Annotated in this window: 26 protein-coding genes; 18 read left to right on the forward strand and 8 right to left on the reverse strand. The window is 66.0% G+C overall.

The window, feature by feature from the left end:
• Window positions 1-43 precede the first annotated feature (43 nt).
• Window positions 44-859, reverse strand: coding sequence for a lytic murein transglycosylase (locus EJC49_RS00560; protein ID WP_126697503.1), 816 nt, complete (start codon window positions 857-859; stop codon window positions 44-46).
• A 293-nt stretch (window positions 860-1,152) separates the two neighbouring features.
• Here EJC49_RS00560 and EJC49_RS00565 point away from each other — a divergent pair, with 293 nt between their 5' ends.
• The 12 genes from EJC49_RS00565 to EJC49_RS00620 all read left to right on the forward strand — a co-directional run bounded on the left by EJC49_RS00565 (window position 1,153) and on the right by EJC49_RS00620 (window position 12,018).
• Window positions 1,153-2,148: a zinc-binding metallopeptidase family protein gene (locus tag EJC49_RS00565; RefSeq protein ID WP_126697504.1), complete on the forward strand. Its 996-nt coding sequence runs from the start codon at window positions 1,153-1,155 to the stop codon at window positions 2,146-2,148.
• 108 nt (window positions 2,149-2,256) lie between these two features.
• A complete protein-coding gene (locus EJC49_RS00570; RefSeq protein ID WP_245453202.1) occupies window positions 2,257-3,024 on the forward strand; it encodes an alpha/beta hydrolase in 768 nt (255 codons plus the stop codon).
• Between the two features lie 273 nt (window positions 3,025-3,297).
• Window positions 3,298-4,872: a signal recognition particle protein gene (gene ffh, locus EJC49_RS00575; RefSeq protein WP_126697505.1), complete on the forward strand. Its 1,575-nt coding sequence runs from the start codon at window positions 3,298-3,300 to the stop codon at window positions 4,870-4,872.
• A gap of 13 nt (window positions 4,873-4,885) precedes the next feature.
• Entirely contained in the window at window positions 4,886-5,233 is a 348-nt protein-coding gene (locus EJC49_RS00580) for a chorismate mutase (protein WP_126697506.1), read from the forward strand.
• A 52-nt stretch (window positions 5,234-5,285) separates the two neighbouring features.
• Complete coding sequence (rpsP, locus tag EJC49_RS00585) at window positions 5,286-5,675, forward strand: 30S ribosomal protein S16 (protein ID WP_126697507.1); 390 nt, start codon at window positions 5,286-5,288, stop codon at window positions 5,673-5,675.
• 173 nt (window positions 5,676-5,848) lie between these two features.
• On the forward strand, window positions 5,849-6,517 hold the full coding sequence (locus tag EJC49_RS00590; protein ID WP_425358784.1) for a thiamine phosphate synthase: 669 nt from the start codon (window positions 5,849-5,851) through the stop codon (window positions 6,515-6,517).
• The gene (locus tag EJC49_RS00595; protein WP_126697509.1) at window positions 6,514-7,560 is read left to right on the forward strand and encodes an SEL1-like repeat protein; all 1,047 of its coding nucleotides are present in this window, start codon (window positions 6,514-6,516) and stop codon (window positions 7,558-7,560) included. Before EJC49_RS00590 ends, EJC49_RS00595 begins: the two co-directional genes overlap by 4 nt.
• A gap of 109 nt (window positions 7,561-7,669) precedes the next feature.
• Window positions 7,670-8,236: an elongation factor P gene (efp, locus tag EJC49_RS00600; RefSeq protein ID WP_126697510.1), complete on the forward strand. Its 567-nt coding sequence runs from the start codon at window positions 7,670-7,672 to the stop codon at window positions 8,234-8,236.
• A 30-nt stretch (window positions 8,237-8,266) separates the two neighbouring features.
• Entirely contained in the window at window positions 8,267-9,073 is an 807-nt protein-coding gene (locus tag EJC49_RS00605) for an inositol monophosphatase family protein (RefSeq protein WP_126697511.1), read from the forward strand.
• Between the two features lie 100 nt (window positions 9,074-9,173).
• Window positions 9,174-9,857: a PAQR family membrane homeostasis protein TrhA gene (gene trhA, locus EJC49_RS00610; RefSeq protein ID WP_126697512.1), complete on the forward strand. Its 684-nt coding sequence runs from the start codon at window positions 9,174-9,176 to the stop codon at window positions 9,855-9,857.
• 108 nt (window positions 9,858-9,965) lie between these two features.
• Window positions 9,966-10,985: a MotA/TolQ/ExbB proton channel family protein gene (locus tag EJC49_RS00615; RefSeq protein WP_126697513.1), complete on the forward strand. Its 1,020-nt coding sequence runs from the start codon at window positions 9,966-9,968 to the stop codon at window positions 10,983-10,985.
• 1 nt (window position 10,986) lies between these two features.
• Complete coding sequence (locus EJC49_RS00620; RefSeq protein ID WP_126697514.1) at window positions 10,987-12,018, forward strand: peptidoglycan -binding protein; 1,032 nt, start codon at window positions 10,987-10,989, stop codon at window positions 12,016-12,018.
• Window positions 12,019-12,022: 4 nt separating this feature from the next.
• On the opposite strand, the gene EJC49_RS00625 is transcribed toward EJC49_RS00620, so the two are convergent.
• Window positions 12,023-12,376, reverse strand: a complete 354-nt coding sequence (locus tag EJC49_RS00625; RefSeq protein WP_126697515.1) for a DUF1304 domain-containing protein — start codon at window positions 12,374-12,376, stop codon at window positions 12,023-12,025.
• A gap of 197 nt (window positions 12,377-12,573) precedes the next feature.
• Between EJC49_RS00625 and EJC49_RS00630 the strand changes: the two genes are divergently transcribed.
• A complete protein-coding gene (locus tag EJC49_RS00630; RefSeq protein ID WP_126697516.1) occupies window positions 12,574-14,220 on the forward strand; it encodes an FAD-binding dehydrogenase in 1,647 nt (548 codons plus the stop codon).
• Between the two features lie 10 nt (window positions 14,221-14,230).
• Entirely contained in the window at window positions 14,231-15,391 is a 1,161-nt protein-coding gene (locus tag EJC49_RS00635) for an amidohydrolase (RefSeq protein ID WP_245453203.1), read from the forward strand.
• A gap of 32 nt (window positions 15,392-15,423) precedes the next feature.
• Here EJC49_RS00635 and EJC49_RS00640 read toward each other — a convergent pair whose 3' ends face one another.
• Complete coding sequence (locus EJC49_RS00640) at window positions 15,424-17,226, reverse strand: ABC transporter transmembrane domain-containing protein (protein WP_126697517.1); 1,803 nt, start codon at window positions 17,224-17,226, stop codon at window positions 15,424-15,426.
• 196 nt (window positions 17,227-17,422) lie between these two features.
• On the opposite strand from EJC49_RS00640, the gene rpmE reads away from it, so the two are divergent.
• Window positions 17,423-17,644, forward strand: coding sequence for a 50S ribosomal protein L31 (gene rpmE, locus EJC49_RS00645; protein WP_126697518.1), 222 nt, complete (start codon window positions 17,423-17,425; stop codon window positions 17,642-17,644).
• Window positions 17,645-17,732: 88 nt separating this feature from the next.
• Here the strand turns inward: rpmE and EJC49_RS00650 are convergent, their stop codons facing one another.
• The 4 genes from EJC49_RS00650 to EJC49_RS00665 form a co-directional block, all read right to left on the reverse strand.
• Window positions 17,733-18,026 (reverse strand): Rdx family protein, encoded by a 294-nt coding sequence (locus tag EJC49_RS00650; RefSeq protein WP_126697519.1) that lies wholly within the window; start codon window positions 18,024-18,026, stop codon window positions 17,733-17,735.
• A complete protein-coding gene (locus tag EJC49_RS00655) occupies window positions 18,023-18,772 on the reverse strand; it encodes a YebC/PmpR family DNA-binding transcriptional regulator (RefSeq protein WP_126697520.1) in 750 nt (249 codons plus the stop codon). Before EJC49_RS00655 ends, EJC49_RS00650 begins: the two co-directional genes overlap by 4 nt.
• 77 nt (window positions 18,773-18,849) lie before the next feature.
• Window positions 18,850-19,257, reverse strand: a complete 408-nt coding sequence (locus EJC49_RS00660) for a VOC family protein (protein ID WP_126697521.1) — start codon at window positions 19,255-19,257, stop codon at window positions 18,850-18,852.
• Window positions 19,254-19,646 (reverse strand): fimbrial protein, encoded by a 393-nt coding sequence (locus EJC49_RS00665; protein ID WP_126697522.1) that lies wholly within the window; start codon window positions 19,644-19,646, stop codon window positions 19,254-19,256. The genes EJC49_RS00660 and EJC49_RS00665 overlap by 4 nt, the downstream gene beginning before the upstream one ends.
• Window positions 19,647-19,701: 55 nt before the next feature.
• Here EJC49_RS00665 and EJC49_RS00670 point away from each other — a divergent pair, with 55 nt between their 5' ends.
• From EJC49_RS00670 to EJC49_RS00680, 3 genes are all read left to right on the forward strand, one after another.
• Window positions 19,702-20,724, forward strand: a complete 1,023-nt coding sequence (locus EJC49_RS00670; RefSeq protein ID WP_126697523.1) for an RluA family pseudouridine synthase — start codon at window positions 19,702-19,704, stop codon at window positions 20,722-20,724.
• Between the two features lie 191 nt (window positions 20,725-20,915).
• Window positions 20,916-21,827 (forward strand): RNA polymerase sigma factor RpoH, encoded by a 912-nt coding sequence (rpoH, locus tag EJC49_RS00675; RefSeq protein WP_126697524.1) that lies wholly within the window; start codon window positions 20,916-20,918, stop codon window positions 21,825-21,827.
• Between the two features lie 222 nt (window positions 21,828-22,049).
• Window positions 22,050-22,817, forward strand: a complete 768-nt coding sequence (locus tag EJC49_RS00680) for an EAL domain-containing protein (protein ID WP_210211730.1) — start codon at window positions 22,050-22,052, stop codon at window positions 22,815-22,817.
• A 28-nt stretch (window positions 22,818-22,845) separates the two neighbouring features.
• On the opposite strand, the gene EJC49_RS00685 is transcribed toward EJC49_RS00680, so the two are convergent.
• Window positions 22,846-24,525: a hypothetical protein gene (locus EJC49_RS00685; protein ID WP_126697525.1), complete on the reverse strand. Its 1,680-nt coding sequence runs from the start codon at window positions 24,523-24,525 to the stop codon at window positions 22,846-22,848.
• Window positions 24,526-24,530: the final 5 nt, after the last annotated feature.

A 24,530-nucleotide genomic window follows, 5' to 3' on the forward strand; every position in this document is an offset into this window, starting at 1 on the left:
GCCAAGCGCGACCCTTTGTGAGCCCGGCGATTGACGCGTCGTTTCAACCGTCGATCTGCTTGCCCATGATGGCGATGGCCTGCTGGTAGACAGTCGCCGCGTTCCAGCCCTGGATCGCGACATAGTTCGGCTGCCCCGGCTGGTAGCCGGCGCCCGGCCTCCAGCCATGGGCGCGCAGGAAATTGGCCGTCGATGCGAGCGCATCGGCGCGCGAGCGAACGAGGTCGATCTTGCCGTCGCCATCGCCATCGACGCCGTATCGCAGCACGCTGCCGGGCAGGAACTGCGTCTGGCCGAGTTCGCCGTGCTTCGCACCGACGGAATTGGCCGAGACGACGCCGCGGTCGACGAGTTGCAACGCAGCGATGAGATGGCCGGTGAAGAATTCCGACCGACGGCAATCATAAGCCAGCGTCGCCGTTGCGGAGATCAGGTTGGTGTCGCCCATGAAGCCGCCGAAGGCCGTTTCCATGCCCCAGATGGCCAGAAGCGGGCCGGCCGGCACGCCGTAGCGCGCTTCGATGTTGCGAAAGAGCTGCGCATTCTCCGTCTTCAGCCTCTTGCCCCTGGCAACGATGGTGGGAGCACCGCGCACCTGCATGAACTTCTCGAGGGTGTACCTGAAGCTCTTCTGGTTGCGGTCGGCCGAAATCGTGCCGGTGTTGTAGCTGGTCGCCTGCAGCGCAGCCAGACCGCGCTGGCCGACGCCCGCGCGCGACGCTTCCTGCGCCATCGACTGCTTCCAGGCATCGAAGCCGGACGACGTGTTTCCGCACTGCGCCGCATGAGCGCCACCGGTCCCGAGCACCACCGCCAGCAGCGCCGACGCGATCAGTTTGCCCTTCGGCATCAGTTCCATCTCCTTCTCGACAACGAACCTCGCGAGACCGGGCATCGCATGCACCCCGACGCCGAAGCCGGGAGTGACCCACCAAGCCGAATCTGCCCACGCGAGTACCAGAATAGAAACAAGACTATTGTTTGGCAGGTTAACGGCCTGTGTGAAATTGGCCGGCGTTGACGCAGTTGTGATCGGATCTAGCCCCGGCACCGGACGGTGCGTCGATGCCGATATGCGAAGGAGTTTGCGGACGGCCGGAACCGCATCGAGGCACGGGCGTTGCAGGCCGTTCCCCTCCGAATGGTGTCTTCATGAAACTCTTCGCCTGCCCCACCTGCGGCAACCGGCTCTATTTCGAGAACGACCGCTGCCTTGCCTGCGGCACGGACGTCGCCCTCGCCCCGGAGGCGTCGCGTTTCGTCGCCGTCGGGGCGGATGCCGAGGCCTGTGCCAACACGACCGAATGCGGCTGCAACTGGGTCGCCTCCGCCGACCATGGCGGCTATTGCCGCGCCTGCACGCTGAACCGGACGATCCCGGATCTGGACGTCGACGGGAACCGGGATCGATGGGCCAGGATCGAGCGCGCCAAAAGGCGGCTTGTCTATGCGTTGCTGGAATTCGGCCTGGACGTGAACCCGAAGACAGGGCCCGAGGACGCTCGAGGGCTGGCGTTCGAGTTCCTTGCCGACCTGCCCGGCGAGCGTGTCTTGACCGGCCACGATGGTGGGCTGATCACACTCAACGTGATCGAGGCCGATCCGGCCGAGCGGGAACGCATGCGCCTGGCCATGGGCGAGCGCTACCGGACGCTGCTCGGCCATTTCCGCCACGAAGTCGGCCACTATTACTGGGAGCGGCTGATCCGTGACGATGACGGGGAACTCGACGCGTTCCGCAGCCTTTTCGGGGACGAGCGCGCCGACTATGCCGAAGCGCTGAAGCGACACTACGAGGCGGGCCCCGCCGCCGGGTGGCAGGATCGGCACGTGACGCCCTATGCCGCAAGCCACCCATGGGAAGACTGGGCGGAGACCTGGGCGCACTATCTTCACATGACCGACACGCTGGAGATGGCCGACGCCTTCGCCATTCCTGTCGAGAGCATCGATGCAGCCGCAAACGCCGGGTCGGAAACGCCGACGCAGGAGATCGATGCAATGCTGAAGCGGTGGCTGGCATTGACGGAGGTCGTCAATGGCATCAACCGATGCATGGGCGTGCCCGATCTCTACCCCTTCGTGATTGCACCGGCCGTCGCGCAGAAACTCGACTATGTCCGGGAGTTGCTGCATCGGCGGCAGTGATGACCGGCGCGGTCCCTGCGATTGACGCGGCACTGTTGCAAGCCGGTCATTGCGCTGGCGTCGAAGGACTGAAAGGCTCGTCGGACGATCCATCGTTGGACGAGACCCATGACCGGACTGCTCATGCGGGCAATTCCCGCGCTGACGATCCTGCTGGCCGTGCTGACGCCACCGAATGCGCTGGCGCGGGACGATGCCGTCAGACCGCTGGTCGTGGCGGCACTCGAGGGCAAAGGCGAACAGGCGACGCTCTCCAAATCGGCCGAGTTCGCCTTCGAGGTGGTTCGCCCCGAGAAGCCGAACGGCCAGACCATGGTGCTGCTGCACGGCTCCGGCGGCAACGAAACGAGCCTCGTCAAGCTCGCGTCGCGCATCGCTCCCCATGCCACGCTGCTCGGGATTCGCGGGCGCGTGACGCAGGACGGCCGCACCCGCTGGTACAAGCGCCTCGATCCCGTCACCTTCGACCAGGACGACGTGCGCGCTGAATCGCAGGCCTTCGCGAGCTTCCTCGGCCGAACGGCGCTCGAACTGGACATCGACCTGAGCCGAACGGTCTTTCTGGGTTATTCGAACGGCGCCAACCTGATCGCCGCGACGGCGCTTCTGCATCCGGGGCTGGTGCGCAAGGCGGCGCTGCTGCGTCCGATGTCCGTCCTGGACCGACCGCCGACGCCCGCGCTGGCGGGCGCCAGCCTGCTGATGATCGCCGGCGAGACCGACAGCACCTACGCGCCCTTCGCTCCGGCCCTGGAAGAACTGCTCGAAAGCTGCGGCGCCGCGGTCGACGCCCGCATCATTCCCTCCGATCACATGATCGGCGAGGAGGACGCCCGGATCGTGGCGGAGTGGTTGGCCACGCCGGCCGGCGACTGACCCCGATGCACCGTTGGCGCGAATCTGACGCGGAATCGCGGCGACCTTGACTCCCGCGCTCTTTTCCTGTCTAGAGCCACGCAAATCCGCGACGAGTTGATGACTCCGAGCAGCCGACCGGGACCCCAAGCGGTGTAAATCGATCCCGGAGGCCAACACCCGGCAGCGCAAGGCGCCCCCGGGTGCTTTTTGGCTTTGACTGCCGGTTCCATCCGCGACGCGGACGCATTACCTCTCTGGCATCACGCCGATGCAAGAGATGAAGGAAACCGGATGTTCGAATCCCTCCAGGAGCGCCTTGGCTCCATCCTGAACGGCCTGACCGGCCGCGGCGCGCTGTCCGAAGCCGACGTGACGGCGGCGCTGCGCGAGGTTCGCCGTGCGCTGATCGAGGCCGACGTGGCGCTCGAGGTCGTCCGCTCCTTCGTCGAGAAGGTGCGCGAGAAGGCCGTCGGCGCCGCTGTCGTGAAGTCGATCAAGCCGGGCCAGATGGTCGTCAAGATCGTCCATGACGAACTCGTCGCGATGCTCGGCGACGAAGGCAAGGCGATCGACCTCAACGCGCCGGCCCCCGTCGTGATCATGATGGTCGGACTGCAGGGCTCCGGCAAGACGACGACCACCGGCAAGATCGCCAAGCGGCTGACCGAGCGCCAGGGCAAGAAGGTCCTGATGGCCTCGCTCGACACGCGCCGCCCGGCCGCGCAGGAACAGCTTCGCCAGCTGGGCGAGCAGGTGAAGGTGGCCACGCTGCCGATCATCGCCGGCCAGTCGCCGGTCGACATCGCCAGGCGCGCCGTCCAGGCCGGCCGGCTCGGCGGCCACGACGTCGTCATCCTCGATACTGCCGGCCGCACCCACATCGACGAGCCGCTGATGGTGGAGATGGCCGACATCCGCAAGGTGTCGTCGCCGCACGAAATCCTGCTGGTGGCCGACGCGCTGACAGGCCAGGACGCCGTCAACCTCGCCCGCAATTTCGACGAACGCGTCGGCATCACCGGTCTCGTGCTCACACGCATGGACGGCGACGGCCGTGGCGGCGCGGCGCTCTCCATGCGCGCCGTCACCGGCAAGCCGGTCAAGCTGATCGGCGTCGGCGAGAAGATGGATGCGCTGGAGGAGTTTCATCCCAAGCGCATCGCCGACCGCATCCTCGGCATGGGCGACATCGTCTCGCTCGTCGAGAAGGCCGCCGAAACCATCGACGCCGAGAAGGCGGCGGCGATGGCCAAGAAGATGCAGTCGGGCAAGTTCGACCTGAACGACCTCGCCGAGCAGCTGCGCCAGATGCAGAACATGGGCGGAATGGGCGGCATCATGGGCATGATGCCCGGCATGGGCAAGATGAAGGACCAGATGGCCTCCGCCGGCCTCGACGACAAGATGTTCGGGCGCCAGATCGCCATCATCTCGTCGATGACCAAGGCCGAGCGCGCCAACCCCGACATCCTCAAGCATTCGCGCAAGAAGCGCATTGCGGCCGGCTCGGGCACCGATGCCGCAGAGATCAACAAGCTGCTGAAGATGCACCGCCAGATGGCGGACATGATGAAGGCCATGGGCGGCAAGGGAAAGGGCGGCGGCATGATGCGCGGCCTGATGGGCGGCATGGCGCAGAAGATGGGCCTGGGCGGCATGATGGGCGGCGGCTTGCCGGACCTGTCGAAGATGGACCCCAAGCAGCTCGAGCAGCTGAAGAAGCAGGCGGAAGCCGCGGGCCTTGGCGGCGGCATGCCGAAGGGCCTTCCCGGTCTCGGCGGCGGCGGGCTTCCCGGCCTGCCGGGCGGGCCGCGCCTTCCCGGGCTCGGCGGCGGCGGTCTGCCGGGCCTGCCGAGGAAGAAGTGAGCGGGAGGAACGCTTGACCGACACGAACGACGCCACCGCCCGTGCCCGCGAGATCCTCTCCGGCTACCGCGCCTCGATCGACAACATCGACGCGGCGCTGATCCATATGCTGGCCGAGCGTTTCCGCTGCACCAAGGCTGTGGGCGTGCTGAAAGCCGAGCACGGCTTGCCGCCGGCCGATCCGGCGCGCGAGCAGGCGCAGATCGAGCGTCTGCGCAGGCTGGCGAAGGACGCCCAGCTCGACCCCGACTTCGCGGAGAAGTTCCTCTCCTTCATCGTCAAGGAAGTGATCCGCCACCACGAGATGATCGCCGCGGCAAGCGCCGCGAACGACCAGGAAAGCGCCACGGCGGGCGCGTGAGCATCGGGCCCGCAGGCCCAGAAACCCAAGCAAGACATCAGGAGAACCAACAATGTCGCTGAAGATCAGACTGGCCCGCGCGGGCTCCAAGAAGCGCCCCTACTACCATGTCGTCGTTGCCGACGCCCGCTCGCCGCGCGACGGCCGCTTCATCGAGGCGATCGGTGCCTGGAACCCGATGATGCCGAAGGACGGCGAGCGGGTGAAGATCGACGCCGAGCGCGTCCAGCATTGGCTTTCGCATGGCGCCCAGCCGACCGACCGCGTTCTGCGCTTCCTCGACGAGGCCGGCATCGTCAAGCGCCCGGCCCGCTCGAACCCGAAGAAGGCCGAGCCGGGCAAGAAGGCGCAGGAGCGCGCCGCCATGCTGAAGAAGGCCGAGGACGAACTCGCCGCGAAGCTCGCTGCCGAGCGGGCCGCCGCCGAGGAAGCCGCCTCCTGATTGCGAGCGGCGTTCAACGTCCGTTACCTGGACGGCGGGCCTAGGCCCGCCGTTCTGGTTTCAGGCCGCCAGTGACCGGAGCCGATGAGGCGCCGATGCCATCGCTGGCAATGCCTCTCGCTCTCCTCTATGCCAAATTGAAACCACGATCCGGCTTCATAGCCTCGTTCGAGATGGACAAGATGACCGACCAGTCCCCCAACCGCTGCCGCCTCGTGCTGATCGCTCCAGACGTCGCCGAACCCTCGGTCCTCGTACGCTTGATCGAGACGGCGCTGTCCGGCGGAGACGTGGCGTCTGTCATCCTGCCCCAGTTCGGCCTCGACGACGCGACGTTCCAGAAGCTTGCCGAGAGCGTGGTGCCGGTGATCCAGGCACGGGGCGCCGCCGTGATGATTGCCGGCGACACACGCGTGGCGGCCAGGGTCAAGGCCGACGGCGTGCATGTCGAAGGAAAGCCGCCGGTCCTGGCCGACGCCATCGACCGGCTGCAGGACAAGATGATGGTCGGGGCGGGCGGCGCCAAGACGCGCGACGATGCGCTCGATCTCGGCGAGTTGCGGCCGGACTACATGTTCTTCGGGCGCTTCGGCTACGACAACACGCCTGCTCCGCATCATCGCAACCTGACGCTCGGAGCGTGGTGGGCCGAGATGATCGAGGTTCCCTGCATCGTGATGGCCGGCAGCGAACTCGCCTCTGTCGCCGAGGTCGCATCGACGGGCGTCGAGTTCGTTGCCGTTTCCGCCGCGGTGTTTGGCGCCGAAGACCCGGCCGCAGCGGTCGCCGAAGCGAATCGCCTGCTCGACGAGGCCATCCCCGTGGTCGAGGAAGATGCATGACGACAAACCGGCTGGCCTTGGCAGCGCTTGTTCTGGCCGCGGCCTTCGGCCCGGTCCCGGCCGGCGCCGCCGAAAGCCCGCCTGATCCGGCCTCTGTACAGCTCGAACCGCCGAATCTCAGCCCCGACGCCGGACCGGCCGTCGAACCCCGGATCTTGCCCGGCACAGCCGCCGGCCTGCTGCCGGCGGCGCCCGCGCTTCCGTCGCGCTTCGGCACGAAGGCGCCCGACGACGCTTTCGGGGCGTTTCAGCGCGGTCTTTACATCACCGCCTACAATCTTGCCTTGCCCCGCGCTCAGGCCGGCGATCCCGCAGCGCAGACGCTCGTGGCCGAACTCCTTTCGCGCGGGCTCGGCATGGCGCGCAAGCCGTCGGAAGCAGCGGACTGGTATCGCAAGGCGGCGGATGCGGGCATCCCCGAAGCGAAGTTCCAGTATGCGCTGATGATGATCGACGGAAAGCACGCTCCCCAGGACGGCGAGCGCGCCTTCGAGTTGATGAAGGAAGCTGCCGACCTCGGCAACCGTCTCGCCGCCTTCAACTATGCCCAGATGCTGGTGGACCGGGAGCCGGGGCCGACGGGAATGAACAAGGCCGTTCCGTATTACGAGATGGCCGCGCGCGCCGGCCTCGCCGATGCGCAATATGCCATGGCGCAAATCCATACGGCAGGTGTGCTTGGCCCGCCCGACGACCTGAAGGCCCGCAACTTTCTGGCGCTGGCCGCGATGCAGAATTTCGATTCGGCGCAGCTGGACCTCGCCACATGGCTGGTCGAGGGACGTGGCGGACGGACCGATTATGAAGCCGGCTTCGGGTGGATGAGGCGGGCGGCGGAAGCCGGAAACGTGGCCGCCCAGAACCGGCTCGCCAAGCTCTACGTCTACGCCCTCGGCACCGATCCCGATCCGATCCTGGCAGCCGCCTGGTACATCAAGGCACGCCGCGCCGGGCTGCGCGACCTCGAGATGGAAGACTTTCTCCAGGGATTGACGTCGGAACAGCAGAAGCAGGCGATCGAGCGGGCGAACCGGCTCCGCTGACCTGTCCGCCGATGCTTGTCACCGCAAACTCTTGCCTACCGGTGCGTTTTATGGTCTTGGAAGCGCCGAAACGGCCTTCCGGGGCCCAGCTCTTCTGAAAGATGCGAGAATGGCCAAGATCAACGGCAACGAAATCCGTCCCGGCAATGTGATCGAGCACAATGGCGGCTTGTGGGTTGCGGTCAGGACCAATGCCGTGAAGCCCGGCAAGGGCGGCGCCTACAACCAGGTGGAACTGAAGAACCTCATCGACGGGACCAAGCTCAACGAGCGTTTCCGCTCCGCCGAAACGGTGGAGAAGGTTCGGCTCGAGCAGAAGGACTTCTCGTTTCTCTACGAACAGGGCGAAGCGCTGGTGTTCATGGATTCCGAGAGCTACGAGCAGTTGGAGTTGCAGAAGGACTTCGTCGGCGACCGCGCCGCGTTCCTGCAGGACGGCATGACCGTCACCGTCGAGCTCTACGAGGAAAAGCCGATCGGCATTTCATTGCCCGACCAGGTGGTGCTCACCATCACCGAAGCCGATCCTGTCGTGAAGGGTCAGACGGCCGCGTCGTCCTACAAGCCGGCGGTGCTGGAGAACGGCATCCGCGTGCTGGTGCCGCCGTTCATCTCGTCGGGCGAGCGGATTCTCGTCGACACCAACGAACTGACCTACGTCCGCCGCGCCGACTGACGCGCTCAAAAGTCGAACGGGACCGATTGAATGGCGTATTCCGCGCTCATGAGAGTGATGGTCGAGGCTGCCCGCAAGGCAGGCCGCTCGCTGTCGCGCGATTTTGGCGAGGTGCAGAACCTCCAGGTGTCGATGAAGGGCCCGGGAGACTATGTCAGCCAGGCCGACCGCAAGGCCGAGGAGATCATCTTCACCGAACTGTCGCGCGCACGGCCCGGCTATTCCTTCCTGATGGAGGAGCGCGGCGTGGTCGAAGGCGACGATGCCCAGCACCGCTGGATCGTCGATCCGCTCGACGGCACGACGAACTTCCTGCATGGCATTCCGATCTTCGCGGTATCCATCGCGCTGGAGCGCCAGGGGCAGCTTCAGGCGGCCCTTGTCTACAATCCGGCGATGGACGAACTCTACACCGCGGAACGCGGCGGCGGCGCCTTCATGAACGACCGCCGACTGCGCGTTGCCGGACGCACCAAGCTGACGGACAGTGTCATTGGCACCGGCATCCCGCATCTGGGCCGAGGCCACCACGGGAATGCGCTGATCGAGTTGCGCAACGTCATGGGCGAGGTGTCCGGCATCCGCCGCATGGGCGCCGCGGCGCTCGATCTCGCCTATGTCGCGGCCGGTCGCCTGGACGGCTTCTGGGAGAGCGGACTGTCGCCCTGGGACATGGCCGCCGGGCTGTTGCTGGTTCGTGAGGCAGGCGGCTTCGCCAGCGATCGCGAGGGAGGCCAGGAGATGTTCGACACCGGCACCGTCGTTGCCGGAAACGAAACGATCCACCGCGTCCTGCTCAGACAGCTCAGGAAGCCACTCTCCCCGCGCCCGGCCTGACCATCACAGATTCACGGGAACGGGTTCGGCGCTTGCGGCGTTGACGCGCACTCATGGCCGCGACGATAATTCGGTCATACCGGCTGGATATGGTTCCTGCATGACGTTGACCCGCCGCCACCCGTATCTCCATCTTCACGCCGATTGGCGGCGAATCACGCGTGCCGAACTCCTGGCCGACGGCATCGTGCATGCCATCGGCATCGTGTTCGCGATCACCGCCGGCGCCGTTCTTCTCTGGCTCGCCGCTGGCCGCACGGCCGCGGCGGAGTACATCGCGACGATCTTCTACGTCGTTTCGCTGCTGACCGTGCTCTCTGTCTCCTGCGCCTACAACCTTTGGCCCGCCTCGCGCGCCAAATGGATCCTGAGGCGCTTCGACCATTCCGCCATCTACCTGTTGATCGCGGGAACCTACACGCCGCTGCTGGCCCAGCTCGATGGGACGACCGCAGGCCTCATGCTCGCTCTCGTCTGGGGCGCCGCCATCGCCGGAATCACCCTGAAACTCCGGTTCCCCGGCCGTTTCGACCGCGCGGCGATCGTGTTCTACCTGGCAATCGGGTGGAGCGGCATCGTCGTCGCGGGCGATCTCGCCGAGATCGTCCCACCCAGCACGATCTGGTACATCACGGCCGGCGGGATCTGCTACTCGGCAGGGGTGATATTCTTCGTCTGGCGCAATCTCCGCTTTCAATCGGCGGTCTGGCATGGCTTTGTGGTTTCGGGCGCGGGTCTGCACCTGGCGGCGATGATGGACCTGCTGGTCGTCCACCGCCTCTGACGCGAGAAGGACCGTGTCGGTTGTGATGACCGGCGGGACTGTCCTTTCATTTTCGTCACAATTCCGGATAAAGTCGCCATCGGTGCGGGACAGAGACTGAGGCTTGGCATGGCATGGTTCGGATCAACGGCGGAGGACGCGCTTTCGGGCGGGCAGTACGACCCGCAGAAGCTGTCCAGTCCGCAGGTCTTCCTTCTGTCGATGCTGATCTTCGTCGCCATCGCCGGTTTCGTCGCCGCGATTCTCTACCGTCAGATCTCCTCCGCCTTCACCACGAATCCCGGGCTCAACGGCCTGATCATCGGCGTCCTCGCAGTTGGCGTGCTGCTGGCCTTCAACCAAGTGGTGCGGCTGTTTCGGGAAGTGCGTTGGGTAAACTCCTTTCGCGCCGGCTCTGAGGCGCGCGACCCCGTCCTGCTCGCGCCCATGAAGGTGCTGCTCGGCCGATCCTCAGCGACGGCGCTCTCGACCGTCTCGCTGCGGACGATCCTCGATTCCATCGCGACCCGCCTCGATGAAAGCCGCGACATCTCGCGCTACCTGATCGGCCTTCTCGTGTTTCTCGGCCTGCTCGGCACCTTCTGGGGCCTGTTGCAGACCATCGGCTCGATCGGCGATACCATCCAGACGCTCGATCCCGGCTCGGGCGACACCAATGACGTGCTCAACGCGCTCAAATCCGGCCTGGCGGCGCCGCTCGCCGGCATGGGCACCGCGTTCTCGTCATCGCTGTTCGGCCTCGCCGGTTCCCTCGTCCTGGGCTTCCTGGACCTGCAGGCCGGCCGGGCGCAAACCCGCTTCTACACCGAACTGGAAAACTGGCTTTCCTCGGTGACCGATCTCGATTCCGATGCGCCGGTCCTCGACGCCAGTCGCAGTTCCACGTCGGAAGAAATGCGGCGCATGGCCGAGCAGCTTCGCTCGATCAGCGAGACCGGCGGCTCAAGCCAGCGTGTCGCGACCTCGATGGCAAACCTTGCCGAGGGTATCTCGGGGTTGGTCAAGAACATGCGCAGCGAACAGCAGATGATGCGCGACTGGGTGGAGGCGCAGGCCGAGGAACAGCGGGCGACCCGCGAGGTTCTGGAGAGCATCGCGGATTCGCTGAAGAAGCGGGGAGACACCTGACATGGCGCTGGCACGCGGGCGGCGGCGCGAACGCAACGTCGATTACTGGCCAGGCTTCGTCGATGCCCTCTCGACGCTGCTGCTCGCGATCATGTTCCTCCTGTCGGTCTTCGTTCTGGCGCAGTTCCTGCTGTCGCGCGAGATTTCCGGCAAGGACGAGGTCCTGAATCGCCTGAACTCGCAGATCAACGAACTGACCCAGCTGCTCGCGCTCGAGCGATCGAACACGCAGGACGCCGAAGACCAGCTCGCCAGTCTCCAGGCGTCGCTCTCATTTGCTGAAAACGAGCGTTCGCGGCTGGAGAACCTGCTTGCCGCCGGGTCGGGAGCCGACTCCGCGGCGCGCGAGCAGATCGGCGCGCTGACCGGCGAACTGGCCGACGAACGGCAGATCTCGCAGCGGGCGCTGTCGCAGGTCGAACTGCTCAACCAGCAGATTTCGGCACTGCGTCGCCAGATCGCCGCGCTCGAGGACGCGCTCGACGTTTCGGAGTCGCGGGATCGCGAATCGAATGCCAAGATCGCGGATCTGGGCCGCCGCCTCAACGTGGCGCTGGCGCAGCGCGTGCAGGAACTGAACCGCTACCGCTCCGACTTCTTCGGACGCCTGCGCGAAATCCTGTCCGATCGGGAGAACATCCGCATCGTCGGCGACCGCTTCGTGTTCCAATCCGAGGTGCTTTTCCCGTCCGGCTCGGACGTGATCAACGAGGCCGGGCGCGACGAGATGGCCAAGCTTGCCGCTGCCATCATCGACCTGCGGCGCGAAATCCCGCCGGAGATCAACTGGGTGCTGCGCGTCGACGGTCACACCGACAACGTTCCGCTGTCGGGCACCGGCCGCTATCGCGACAATTGGGAACTCTCCTCGGCGCGCGCCGTATCGGTGGTGAAGTATCTGATCGCTCAGGGCGTGCCCGCCGTGCACCTCGTGGCCGCCGGCTTCGGCGAGTTCCAGCCGCTGGTCGAAGGCGATACGCCCGACGCGCGCAACCGCAACCGCCGCATCGAGCTCAAGCTGACGGAGCGGTGAAGTCTCAGCTGGCGATCAGCAGCGCCGCCAGGGCCAGCGCCGCCGGGACGGCCTGCACGTAGAGAATCCTGCGCGACACCGTGGCGGCACCAAACAGGCCCGCCACGATGACACAGCCGAGAAAGAACACCTTGATCGCGAAACCGTCCGCGCCGAGCCATAGGCCCCACACGAGCCCGGCGACGAGGAAGCCATTGTAGAGGCCCTGGTTCATCGCCAGCGCCTTCGAGCGTGCGGCGAATTCGGGCTCGAGCCGGAAGGCCTTGTGCCCGGCCGGCGTGTCCCAGGCGATCATCTCCAGATACATGAAACAGAGGTGCAGCGCCGCCACCAGCGCGATCAGGATCGTCGAGATCATTCCCCTCCCCCCTTTGTCGGTGTGATGACATGACGTTGGCGTCATGCGCGCGTCAAGGACCCGCTGGGCAGCCGCAGGGGTTTGCCCCCTCCGCGCGCGTCGCGCGGCGGTGCACAACGCATCGACCGCGGGAGCCACGCTTGATCGGCTTTGCGCCGCATGCGTAACTCGACCCGGTGACATGGGGAGGAACGGCCATGGATTGCGACGCCATCATCGTGGGCGGCGGGCTCGCGGGGCTCGTGGCCGCGGCAGAGCTTGCCGACCGCGGCAAGCGCGTGACCATCCTGGAGCAGGAGGGCGAGAACTCGCTTGGCGGACAGGCCTTCTGGTCGCTTGGCGGGCTGTTCTTCGTCGACAGTCCGGAACAGCGGCGGCTGCGGATCCGCGACAGCCGCGACCTGGCGCTGCAGGACTGGTTGGGTTCGGCGCAGTTCGACCGGCCGGAAGACCACTGGCCGCGCAAGACGGCCGAGGCCTACATCGATTTCGCCGCAGGCGAGATGCGGCCATGGCTGCATGCGATGGGAATGCGATGGTTTCCGGTGGTAGGCTGGGCCGAGCGCGGCGGCGGGCACGCGCACGGCCATGGCAACTCGGTGCCGCGCTTCCATATCACCTGGGGCACCGGGCCGGGCGTCGTCGAGCCCTTCGAGCAGCGCGTTCGGGCGCATGCGACCGCCGGCCTGATCACGCTCAAGTTCCGCCACCGTGTCTCGAGGCTCATCCGGACGAACGGCGCGGTGACGGGGGTCGCGGGCGAGATCCTCGAACCCTCGACGGTGGCGCGCGGACAGAAGTCCGGCAGAAACATCGTCGGCGACTTCGAACTGTCGGCAGGCGCGGTGCTGGTGACATCCGGCGGCATCGGCGGCGACCTCGATCTCGTGCGCAAGGCCTGGCCGGTCGAGCGGCTGGGGCCAGCGCCGAAGACCATGGTCGCGGGCGTGCCACATCATGTCGACGGCCGCATGGTCGCCATCAGCCAGGCCGCAGGGGCGGCGGTCATCAACGGCGACCGCATGTGGCACTACACCGAAGGCGTTCGGAACTGGGATCCGATCTGGCCGAACCATGGCATTCGCATCCTGCCCGGGCCGTCGTCGATGTGGTTCGACGCGCGTGGCGAACGGCTGCCGGCGCCCTGCATGCCAGGTTTCGACACGCTCTCGACGCTGAAACACATCCTCGCCACCGGCCATGACTGGTCGTGGTTCGTGCTGACGCAGAAGATCATCAAGAAGGAGTTCGCGCTGTCGGGCTCAGAGCAGAACCCGGACTTCACCGCGAAGGACTGGCGGGCGGTGCTCAAGAACCGTCGCGGCGCGTCGGCTCCGCCGCCGGTCGAGGCGTTCAAGCAAAAGGGCGCCGATTTCATCGTGCAAAAGGATCTGGGCGCGCTCGTGGAGGCCATGAACGCGATGACCGGCGAGCCGATGATCGATGCCGGCCGGCTGCGGATGCAGATCGAGGCGCGCGACCGGGAAATCGACAACCCCTTCTCCAAGGATGCTCAGGTGACGGCAATCCGAGGGGCGCGCGCCTATCTCGGCGACAAGCTGATCCGCACGGCCAAGCCGCACAAGATCCTCGATCCGGCAAACGGACCGTTGATCGCCGTCAGGCTCAACATTCTGACGCGCAAGACACTGGGCGGGCTTCACACCAACCTCGACGGACAGGTGCTCGATGCGGCAGGCGAGCCGATCCCCGGCCTCTATGCGGCCGGCGAGGTTGCAGGCTTCGGTGGCGGCGGCTACCACGGCACCAACGCGCTGGAGGGAACCTTCCTCGGCGGCTGCATCTTCTCGGGCAGGAATGCGGGCCGCCACGCGGCGGGATGAGGAGACCGGTATGGACCTGATGAATCACGGCTTCACCAATGCCGACATCGCCGAACTGACGGCGTGGCGACGCAAGCTCCATGAAAACCCCGAGATCTCCGGCGAGGAGGAGGGGACGGCTCGTGAGGTGGTGGCCTTCCTCGCCGACACCGCTCCGGATCGGGTGTTGACGAGGATGGGCGGACACGGCGTGGCGGTGGTTTTCGACAGCGGCGCGCCGGGACCGACACTGCTCTTCCGTTCCGAACTCGACGCCCTGCCGATCGAGGAGCTTTCCGACGCGCCGCACCGCTCGCGGGTGCCGGGCAAGTCGCACATGTGCGGCCATGACGGGCATACCGCGATCCTGGCCGCCATGGCGCGCCAGCTCGCCCGTCAGCGGCCGAAGACCGGTCGTGTGGTGCTGATGTTCCAGCCCGCAGAGGAAACCGGCGAGGGCGCGGCCGGCGTGATTGCCGATCCGCGCTTTGGCGAGATCCAGCCCGACTTCGCCTTCTCGCTGCACAATCTCCCGGGCACGCCGCTCAGTCATGTCCGGCTGAAATCCGGGGTGGTGAACTGCGCCTCGCGCGGCATGCGCATCGTGCTGTCGGGAAAAACCGCGCATTCCTCCATGCCCGAGACCGGTGTGTCGCCGATGATGGCCGTGAGCCGTCTGATGCCGGCGTTGACCGGACTGTCGGCCGGGCACTTCAGCCGCGACGACTTCGCCCTCGTGACGGTCTGCCACGTTTCGATGGGCGAGGCGGTGTTCGGTATTGCGCCCGGCCGGGCGGAAATCTTCTGCACGCTGCGCACAAGGCTGGACGAGCGGATGGACGACCTCGTCGCGGCAGCCGAAGCGCTCGTTCACCGGGAAGAAATCGCGGGCCTCAGCGCATCGGTCGACTACCACGAGATCTTCCTGGCGAGCCTGAACGATCCGGATGCGACGGCACGGCTGAGGGCGGCGCTCGACGCGGAAGGCATCGTCCACGACGAGGCCGAATTGCCGATGCGCGCGTCGGAGGATTTCGGCCGTTTCGGCCATGGCGCGAAGTCGGCGATGCTGTTCCTCGGCAGCGGCGAAACCCATCCGCAACTGCACAATCCCGACTACGACTTTCCCGACGACCTGATCCCGATCGGCGCACGCATCTTCCTGCGCGTCGCGCGGACGATGCTGGGGTAGGGGAAAGAGGAGGCGCCGCCAGTGGCCGGTTCCTACTCGGCCGCCTTCCTGAACGCATCCGCGCCGGTTTCGAACTGCAGCTTGGCAAGCCGGGCATAGACACCGTTCTGCATGACGAGGCTCTGGTGCGTGCCCTCCTCGACCACGCGGCCCTCGTCGAGCACGAGAATGCGGTCCGCCTTGAGCACGGTAGCGAGGCGATGCGCGATGACGAGCGTCGTGCGGCCTTCCATCAGGCGTTCGAGCGCGGCCTGCACCAGGGTCTCGCTCTGGGCGTCCAACGCCGAGGTCGCCTCGTCGAGGAGCAGGATCGGCGCATCGCGCAGGATGGCGCGGGCGATCGCGACGCGCTGTCGCTGGCCGCCGGACAGCGTCACGCCGCGCTCGCCCACCGGGGTGTCGTAGCCCTTGTCGAGGGCGCGGATGAACTCGTCGGCCAGCGCGTCCTTTGCGGCCGCCTCGATCTCGGCGTCGGTCGCGCCAGGGCGGCCAAAGGCGATGTTCTCGCGCACGGTGGCGGCGAAGATGGTGAGGTCCTGCGGGACGAGGGCAATGCGCGAGCGGGCCTCGATCGGATCCGTCTTGGCGAGATCGACCCCGTCGATGAGGATCGATCCGCCCTGTGGGTCGTAGAAGCGCAGCAGGAGCGAGAAGATCGTCGTCTTGCCCGCGCCGGACGGCCCGACGATGGCGATGGTCTCGCCGGGCCTGGCCTCGAAGGAGAAGCCGCGCAAGGCCGACCGTTCCGGCGCGGTGGGATAGGCGAACTGAACGTCGCGAAACTCGACCGAGCCGATGGGCGTCGCCGGCAAGGGCGTCGGATTGGCGGGCGCGGCGATCGTCGGCTCCTCGGCGAGTAGCTCGGTCAGCCGCTCTGCAGCGCCAGCCGCCTGGCTGAGTTCGCCCCACACCTCCGACAGGGCGCCGAGCGCACCTGCGGCAAAGACCGAGTAGAGCAGGAACTGTCCCAGCGTACCGGCACTCATGGTGCCGGCAAGGACGTCGCGTGACCCGAACCAGAGCACCGCCACGACCGAGGAGAAAATCATGAAGATGGCGAAGAAGGTGAGGAAGGATCGCGCGAAGACCGAAGACTGCGCGGCCCGGAACGCGATCTCGACGGCGCCGGCGAACTTCGTCGAGACGAGCTTCTCGTTGGTAAAGGCCTGCAGCGTGCGGATCGAGCCGATCTGTTCGCTGGCATAGGCGGAGGCGGCCGCCAGCGTGTCCTGCGCAAGCCGCGACCTGCGCCTGACCGAGCGGCCGAAGGCGACCAGCGGAAGCACCACGATCGGAATGGCGCCGATGACCAGCATCGACAGCTTGGGGCTGGTCACCACCATCATGCCGAGCGCGCCGATGCCCAGAATCGTGTTGCGAAGGGCCATCGACGCGGTGGCGCCGACGGCCGACTTGATCTGCGTGGTGTCGGCCGTGAGCCGCGAGACGATTTCGCCGGACTGCACCGTGTCGAAGTAGCCGGGCGACAGCATGGTGACATGCTGAAAGACATCGCGGCGGACGTCGGAGACGATACGCTCGCCGAGCGTGATGACGAAATAGTAACGGCAGGCCGAGGCAAGCGCGAGCACCAGGGCAATGACGATCAGCATCGAGAAATAATTCGCGATGAAGGTGGAATCGGAGGCCGAGAAGCCATGATCGACCATGCGTCGCACGGCGATCGGCAGCGTCAGCGTGGTTCCGGCAGCAACCGCAAGGAAGACCAGAGCCCCGGCCACGAGGCCCTTGTAGTGCAGGAGATAGGGAAACAGCTTGCGAAGCGGTTTTAGGGAGCGGCGGCGTCTTTCCGCCTCGCCCGATAGATCCGCCATCCCGACCTCGCTTCCTTGACCGCCGGTCGCGCGCTGGAGCGCCCGGTCTTGTGCTTCCGTTTCGGCTGATGTATAGGCTCGCCGACGTTTTTGGAAGCCGTAGCCCTCGCTGGCCGCGGCTTCAACCATTTCACACAGGCAAGATTGCCGCAGGCGCGCCGGCCGCGCGGAAGCCGCAAGCATCAGGACGAGAGCGATGAAAGAGAAGATCCATCCCGACTACCACACCATCAAGGTGGTGATGACCAACGGCACCGAGTACTTCACGAAGTCGACCTGGGGCAAGGAAGGCGACACGATGAACCTCGACATCGATCCCTCCACGCATCCGGCCTGGACCGGCGGTCAGCAGACCCTGCTCGATCGCGGCGGCCGTCTGACCAAGTTCAAGAGCAAGTTCGCCGGCCTCGGCCTCTGAGCCGCACACAACCGGTCGGATTTCGGAAACCCCGCTTCGGCGGGGTTTTTTGTTGCAGGCAAGACAGGACGATGAACGATGCCGTCGCTCAGGCGGTGGCGGGCTTGGCGTCGGAATGCCCGAGATCCCTTTCGGGCCAGACGAGATCTCGCACGCGCTGCTTGAGAACCTTGGCTTCCGGAAAGCCGCCGTCGCGCTTGCGCTCCCAGATCGTGACTCCGTCGCAAGCGATCTCGAAGACGCCGCCCGTGCCCGGAACCAGCGCCACCTCGCCCAAGTCCGCCCCGAAGCTCGACAGAAGCTCCTGCGCCATCCACGCGGCGCGCAGGAGCCATTGGCACTGGGTACAGTAGGTGATGGCGATGCGCGGCCGTCCGCTCATGCGGCGGAGAGCTTCGCCATCGTCTCCTCGTCGACCTCGAAATTGGCGTAGACGTTCTGGACGTCGTCGTCATCCTCGAGAACGGCGATCAGCTTCATCAGCGATTGCGCGCGTTCCTCGTCGACCGGGATCGTGTTCTGCGGCTTCCAGATCGTCTTGACCGTCTCGGCCTCGCCAAGCGCGGTTTCCAGCGCCTTCGAGACCTCGCCGATGTCGGCGAAGGCGCAATAGATCGTGTGGCCTTCCTCGTCGGACTGCACGTCCTCGGCACCCGCCTCGATCGCGGCTTCCATCACCTTGTCCGCGTCGCCGGCGGAGGCCGGGTAATAGATCTCTCCGGCCCGGTCCCACATGAAGGAGACGGAGCCGGTTTCGCCGAGCGCGCCGCCGGCCTTGGTAAAGGCCGCGCGCACGTTGGAGGCGGAGCGGTTGCGATTGTCGGTCAAGGCTTCGACGATGACGGCGACGCCGCCGGGGCCGTAGCCCTCGTAGCGCACTTCCTCGTAGTTCTCGGTGTCGCCGCCGGCCGCCTTGTTGATGGCGCGCTGGATGTTGTCCTTCGGCATCGACTGCGCCTTGGCCGCCTGGATGGCGAGGCGAAGGCGCGGGTTCATGTCGGGATCGGGCATCCCCATCTTGGCGGCGACGGTGATCTCGCGTGCGAACTTGGAAAACATCTTCGACCGCACGGCGTCCTGACGCCCCTTGCGATGCATGATGTTCTTGAACTGTGAATGGCCAGCCATGGCACCCCTGTCGTGGTCTTTTCAGGATTTGGCGGGCTTATAGTTAGTTTGCGGGCGAAGGTCCAGAAAAACAGGCTTCAGGCGCCGTGCTTCGGCTCGATCAGGTCCCAGCGATTGCCATGAAGATCCGCGAAGACGGCCACCGTGCCATAGGATTCGTGGCGCGGCGCTTCGAGGAAGACAACCCCTTTGGCGGCCATCGCCGCATGATCGCGGCCGAAATCGTCGGTTTCGAGAAACAGGAAGACACGGCCGCCGGTCTGGTCGCCGATGCGCTCCCGCTGCGCGTCTCCGTCGGCCTTCGCCAGAAGCACGCGGGCGCCTCCATCGGGCGTTCCCATGACCACCCAGCGCTTGCCGCCGCCCAGGTCGACGTCTTCCAGGAGGTCCAGACGCAGGCAATCGCGATACCAGTCGATCGCCGCGCCATAGTCGGCGACGAGCAAGGCAACGGTGGCGATGCGCCGCGCAGATTTGGCCGTCATTCGGCGATGACGTAGCGGCCGAGCATCCGGCGCTGGGCCAGGTCGTAGTGATAGATCGCTGTGGTGCCGCCCGGCAGTTCGGCATGCAGCGTCAGCCGGTCGCCGGACAGCGCCTGGGAGACGACGCGTGCGCCGGCCGGCAGGGCGATGACGCCTTCCACGAACGGCATGTCGGCCGAGGACGGAACGGCGGCGCTGGACGGCGATGGCGCGCTCGTCGACGAGAAGACACCAGACTTGTAGACAACGGCGCCCAGCACGGCCATAACGGCGGCCAGCAGAATGCCGATGTTGATGACGACGAAGCGCATGAGTTTGCGCTGAACCCGCTCGGCAGCCGGATCGAGCGGCTGTTCGTCGAGTTCATGATCGAGGGTCGGTTTCTGCATTTTTTCCGGAGCCAAGTCCCTGTCGCGAGCCCCTGATATCGAAGCCGAACCCGTTTTGGAAGGCGAAAGCGTCTTCGTCGCTGATTCCACCGCAGCAGGCGAGCGGCTCGACCAATGGCTGACCGCGAGACTGGGCGGCGAATTCTCGCGCAGTCGCGTCCAGTCGCTGATCCGGGACGGAGCGGTTCGCGTGGGGCCGGCCGTGGTGACGGAGCCCAAGCGCAAGATTGCTGATGGCGACCGCATCACGCTGGCAGTGCCTGAAGCCGAACCGGCCGAGCCCGAGGGCGAGAACATTCCGCTGACCGTCCTGTTCGAGGACGAGCACCTGATCGTGATCGACAAGCCGGCCGGGCTCGTCGTCCATCCGGGCTCGGGCAACTGGACCGGAACGCTTGTCAACGCGCTGATCCATCATTGCGGCGCCTCGTTGTCGGGCATCGGCGGCGTGAAGCGCCCGGGCATCGTTCACCGGCTCGACAAGGACACCAGCGGCGTGATGGTGGCCGCCAAGACCGACGCGGCACACCGCGCGCTGTCGGACGCCTTCGCCGACCACGGACGCAGCGGCGATCTGGAACGAGCCTATGCCGCGCTGGTCTGGGGCGTGCCGCCGCGCAATTCCGGCACGATCGACGCCGCGCTCGGCCGATCCGGGAAGGATCGCACCAAGCGGGCGGTCGTCAACGAAAACCGCGAGGACGCCCGCCATGCGGTGACGCATTTCAGGGTGGACAAGCGCTTCGTGCTGGCCGGCAAGGAAGACGTGGCTTCGCTCGTCGAATGCCGCCTGGAGACCGGGCGCACTCATCAGATCCGCGTACACATGGCCCATATCGGTCATCCGCTGATCGGCGATCCTGAATATGGCGGCGCCTTCCGCACCAAGGCGAATCGCCTGCCCGAGCCGTTGAGGAGCCTAGCAAGCGGCTTTCCGCGCCAGGCCCTGCATGCCCGCCTGCTGGCGTTCCGCCATCCCGCCACGGGCGAAGCGATGACGTTCGAAACGGACCTGCCGCCCGACATGTCGGAACTCGTGGCGGGGTTCGAGGGTTTGTCTGCCAAGCGCCGAAACTGAAGGTCGTCGGCCCAGACAACCGGTCAGGCTCGTTCACGTGCAGGTGACACAGCGTGTCATCCTGACATTCACCGTGAAATCGCCAGAATTCGTCCCTATATGACGTCGAGGTCGTGGTGCGTCCGAAGCACGACCGCGACCGCTGGTCCGCCGGTTTCCGGGGACCGACAGGAAAAGAGGAAGGGTGCTCCATGGCCCAGTCATTGCCCAGTATCGTTTCCGGTGAAGGCGGGCTTGCCCGCTACCTGGAAGAAATCCGTCGCTTTCCGATGCTCCAGCCGCAGGAAGAGTACATGCTCGCCAAGCGGTTCAACGAGCACGCCGACACCGCGGCGGCGCACAGGCTCGTCACAAGCCATCTTCGCCTCGTAGCGAAAATTGCGATGGGATATCGCGGCTATGGACTGCCGATCGGCGAAGTGGTGTCCGAAGGCAATGTCGGCCTGATGCAGGCGGTGAAGAAGTTCGAGCCCGATCGGGGCTTCCGTCTCGCCACCTATGCGATGTGGTGGATCAAGGCCTCCATCCAGGAGTACATCCTGCGTTCGTGGAGCCTGGTGAAGATGGGCACGACCGCAAATCAGAAGCGGCTGTTTTTCAACCTGCGCAAGGTCAAAGGCAAGATCCAGGCGCTCGAGGAAGGCGACCTGAAGCCCGAGCAGATCACGGAAATCGCGACACGCCTCAATGTGTCCGAGGAAGAGGTGGTGTCGATGAATCGTCGCCTCTCGGGCGACGCGTCACTGAACGCCCCGATCCGCGCGACAGAAGGCGAATCCGGCGAATGGCAGGATTGGCTCGTCGATGACAGCCAGTCCCAGGAAGACATGCTGGTCGAGCAGGACGAGCTCGAGAACCGCCGCGGCATGCTGTCCGGCGCGCTCGATGTGCTCAACGAACGCGAACGCCGCATTTTCGAGGCGCGGCGGCTTTCCGAAGACCCGCTGACGCTGGAGGAACTGTCCTCCGAGTTCGACATCAGCCGGGAGCGCGTCCGGCAGATCGAGGTCCGCGCGTTCGAAAAGGTGCAGGACGCGGTCAAGGCCGCCGCCCGGCGCCAGGCGCAGGCGCTGCGCACCATCGACGCTGGCGCCGAAGCCTGACCCACCCTGGCGAGGTTTGCCAGCCGATGTTCATGTGATTCATACGCCGTCGGATCAACGATCCGGCGGCGTTTTCGTGACGGCCTGAAGTCGGCTCGCGCCACCGTTGCTTCCGGCGAAAGATTCCCGTGTTGCTAACCAGGATTTCAGAATTCTGGGCGATCACTTGTTGTGAAGCGACCGAACGCGTCCGGCGCCATGTAACCGAGGATCGCCCGACCGATGAAATCCCACCATCAGGCCTGTGCGGGATGCCGCGATGGAGAAGCCCTTTCCTTCGGGATCGCCATGGCCTTTCAGCCGATCGTTGCGGCCGCCAATGGCTCGATCTTCGCCTACGAGGCGCTGGTGCGCGGCGAGAATGGCGAAGGTGCCAGCGAAATCCTGTCGCGGGTGTCCGAGGAAAACCGCTACGCCTTCGACCAGGCTTGCCGCCGTACCGCGATCAGGAGCGCGGCAGGACTTGGCCTCGCTGAACTCGGTGCACGGCTGTCGATCAACTTCATGCCGAATGCGGTCTACAAGGCCGAGGCCTGCATCAGGGTGACGCTGGAGACTGCTCGCGAAACCGGCTTCCCGCTGTCCAGCATCATCTTCGAATTCACGGAGAACGAGATGATCCGCGACCCCGGCCACGTGAAGGAGATCGTGCGCGCCTACAACTCGTTCGGCTTCCTGACAGCGCTCGACGATTTTGGCGCGGGCTATGCGGGGCTTGGCCTGCTCGCCAACTTCCAGACGGACATCGTCAAGCTGGACATGGACCTGATCCGCAACATCAATGCCGACCGGGCACGCCGCGCCATCGTGCGCGGCATCGTGGTGATGGCGAAGGATCTGGGAATCACGCTGATCGCCGAAGGCATCGAGACTCCGGAAGAATACGAGGTGCTGCGCGACCTGGGGATTGACCATCTGCAGGGCTACGTCATCGCACGCCCAGGCTTCATGAGCCTTCCAGCGCCCAGGCAGATCAGGCTCGCCGCCTGACGATACGTCCGAGCGGGCCGCTCCCGCGTCAGCCGCTGTCCGCTTCCTGCCAGGCCCGCAGTGCCTGTTCGAACACCTGCTCACCGGGAATGCCCTTCTCCATCGTCATGAGCGCGCGGCGGCCAGACTTGTAGACGATCGGCACGTCGATCCAGTTCTGGCGGCTCAGAAGCGAATTGTTGGCGTCCCGCGCCTGCTTTTCGTCATTGAGAGCGAGAAGGAAAAAGCCGTCGGCGATCTTGGCCGTCATGCCGGCGAGCGGACTTCCGGCCGATTCCTCCGTCTCCTTCATCGTCATGCGAAGCACATTGTCGATGGCGCCGCCGGCAAAATTTTCCGGGGTGATGAAGATCAACTCGACGATGTGGCTGGCGGGCAAGGACTTGTCGGCGTTGCGACGGATCGTCATCCGAAGCTGGATGTCCCTGCCAGGCACGCTCGCCTCGGCTCGGATCGCAGGTTCCGGCGGGAGGTCGTTGCCCGGCGATTCCTGAATCAGGGACCAGACCGTGGCCCCCGGCTCCGCCGAGCCCTGCGCGACGCTGGTGCGCTCCTCGTAGAAGATCGCGCGCTGGCCGACCGGCACCGCCGCCTCGTTGGCCGGCGCAGGCGTGGCCGCATCCGGAGCCTGAGTCGCAGCCGCCACGGACGTGCCCTCGCCGATGATGGGCCTGCCGTTGGCGGGGCCGTCGTCGACCTCGCTGCCATCGGGATTGAGGCGCTGGGTCAACTTCGGCGCGGTGTCGGTGGCAGTGACATTGTCGCTGCTCGTGCCGGACACGTCGGGCTCCGGCGAAAGCGCAGCGATTTCTTCTTCGTCCTCTTCGACGGCGAGCGGCTCTGCAGGTTCCGGCGCGGCGTCCGGCGCAAGGTTCACCGTCGAAACGTCACCGCCTCCAAAGAGCGATCCGATCCGATCCTGGTTTGCCCAAAGGCCGTAGCCCAGCCCACCGAACACGACGAGGGCGGCAGCGGCGCCAGCCGCGATCTTGACGAAGCCCGAGCGGGCGCGGGCGGGCGCCTGCGGCGCCGCCCCGGCTCCGCCATATCGCCGGTCGTCCGCCGAAATGGCGCCGCCCAGCGGATCGTCGTGGCGCGGTGCGGCGGCAGGTTCGTCATAGGCGCCATAGCTGTCGTTGCCATCGAAGGACGGCTCTTCGTACTCGGGCTCGAATTCCGGTTCCTCTTCGTCCTCCGGTTCAGGGACGTTCGCTACGGGAGAAAAGCCGCGCGGAGCCTGCGCAGGAAGCGGCTGGACGGGCCTGAATCCATCCCTGGCGGCTGCCGCGGCGGGTGCAACCGTGGACGCGGCCACGGCAATGGGCGCAGTGCTGGCGTTCGCGGCGGCTCGAGACGAGGGCACGGGCGCGGCCGGAACCGGGCGGGAGGGAGGGGCAGGGTCCGGAGCCTTCGGCGCCGGCTTCGACAGGCTGGAAAACAGCGCGTCGAGCTCGTCGAGCGGATCCTCCTCCTCATCGAACTCGATGGAGATGTCGAGGGCTGCGTACTCCGCCTCGACCTTGAGAATAGCCTCCTCCAGCGCCTTGCGCTGGCGGTCGATGACAACGGGTGGCGCAGGCGGATTGAGAGCCGCGAGCTTCGCGCCGATGGTGATGCGCGCCTTCTGGTAAACCTTCTCGCGCACATCGGGCGTGGTCTCGCCGAGGCCTTCGATGGTCTTTTTGAGGACCGCTACGAAATCCGCCATATGTC

Source organism: Aquibium carbonis, from assembly GCF_003970795.1.
In the GTDB taxonomy this organism is placed as follows: Bacteria; Pseudomonadota; Alphaproteobacteria; order Rhizobiales; family Rhizobiaceae; genus Aquibium; species Aquibium carbonis.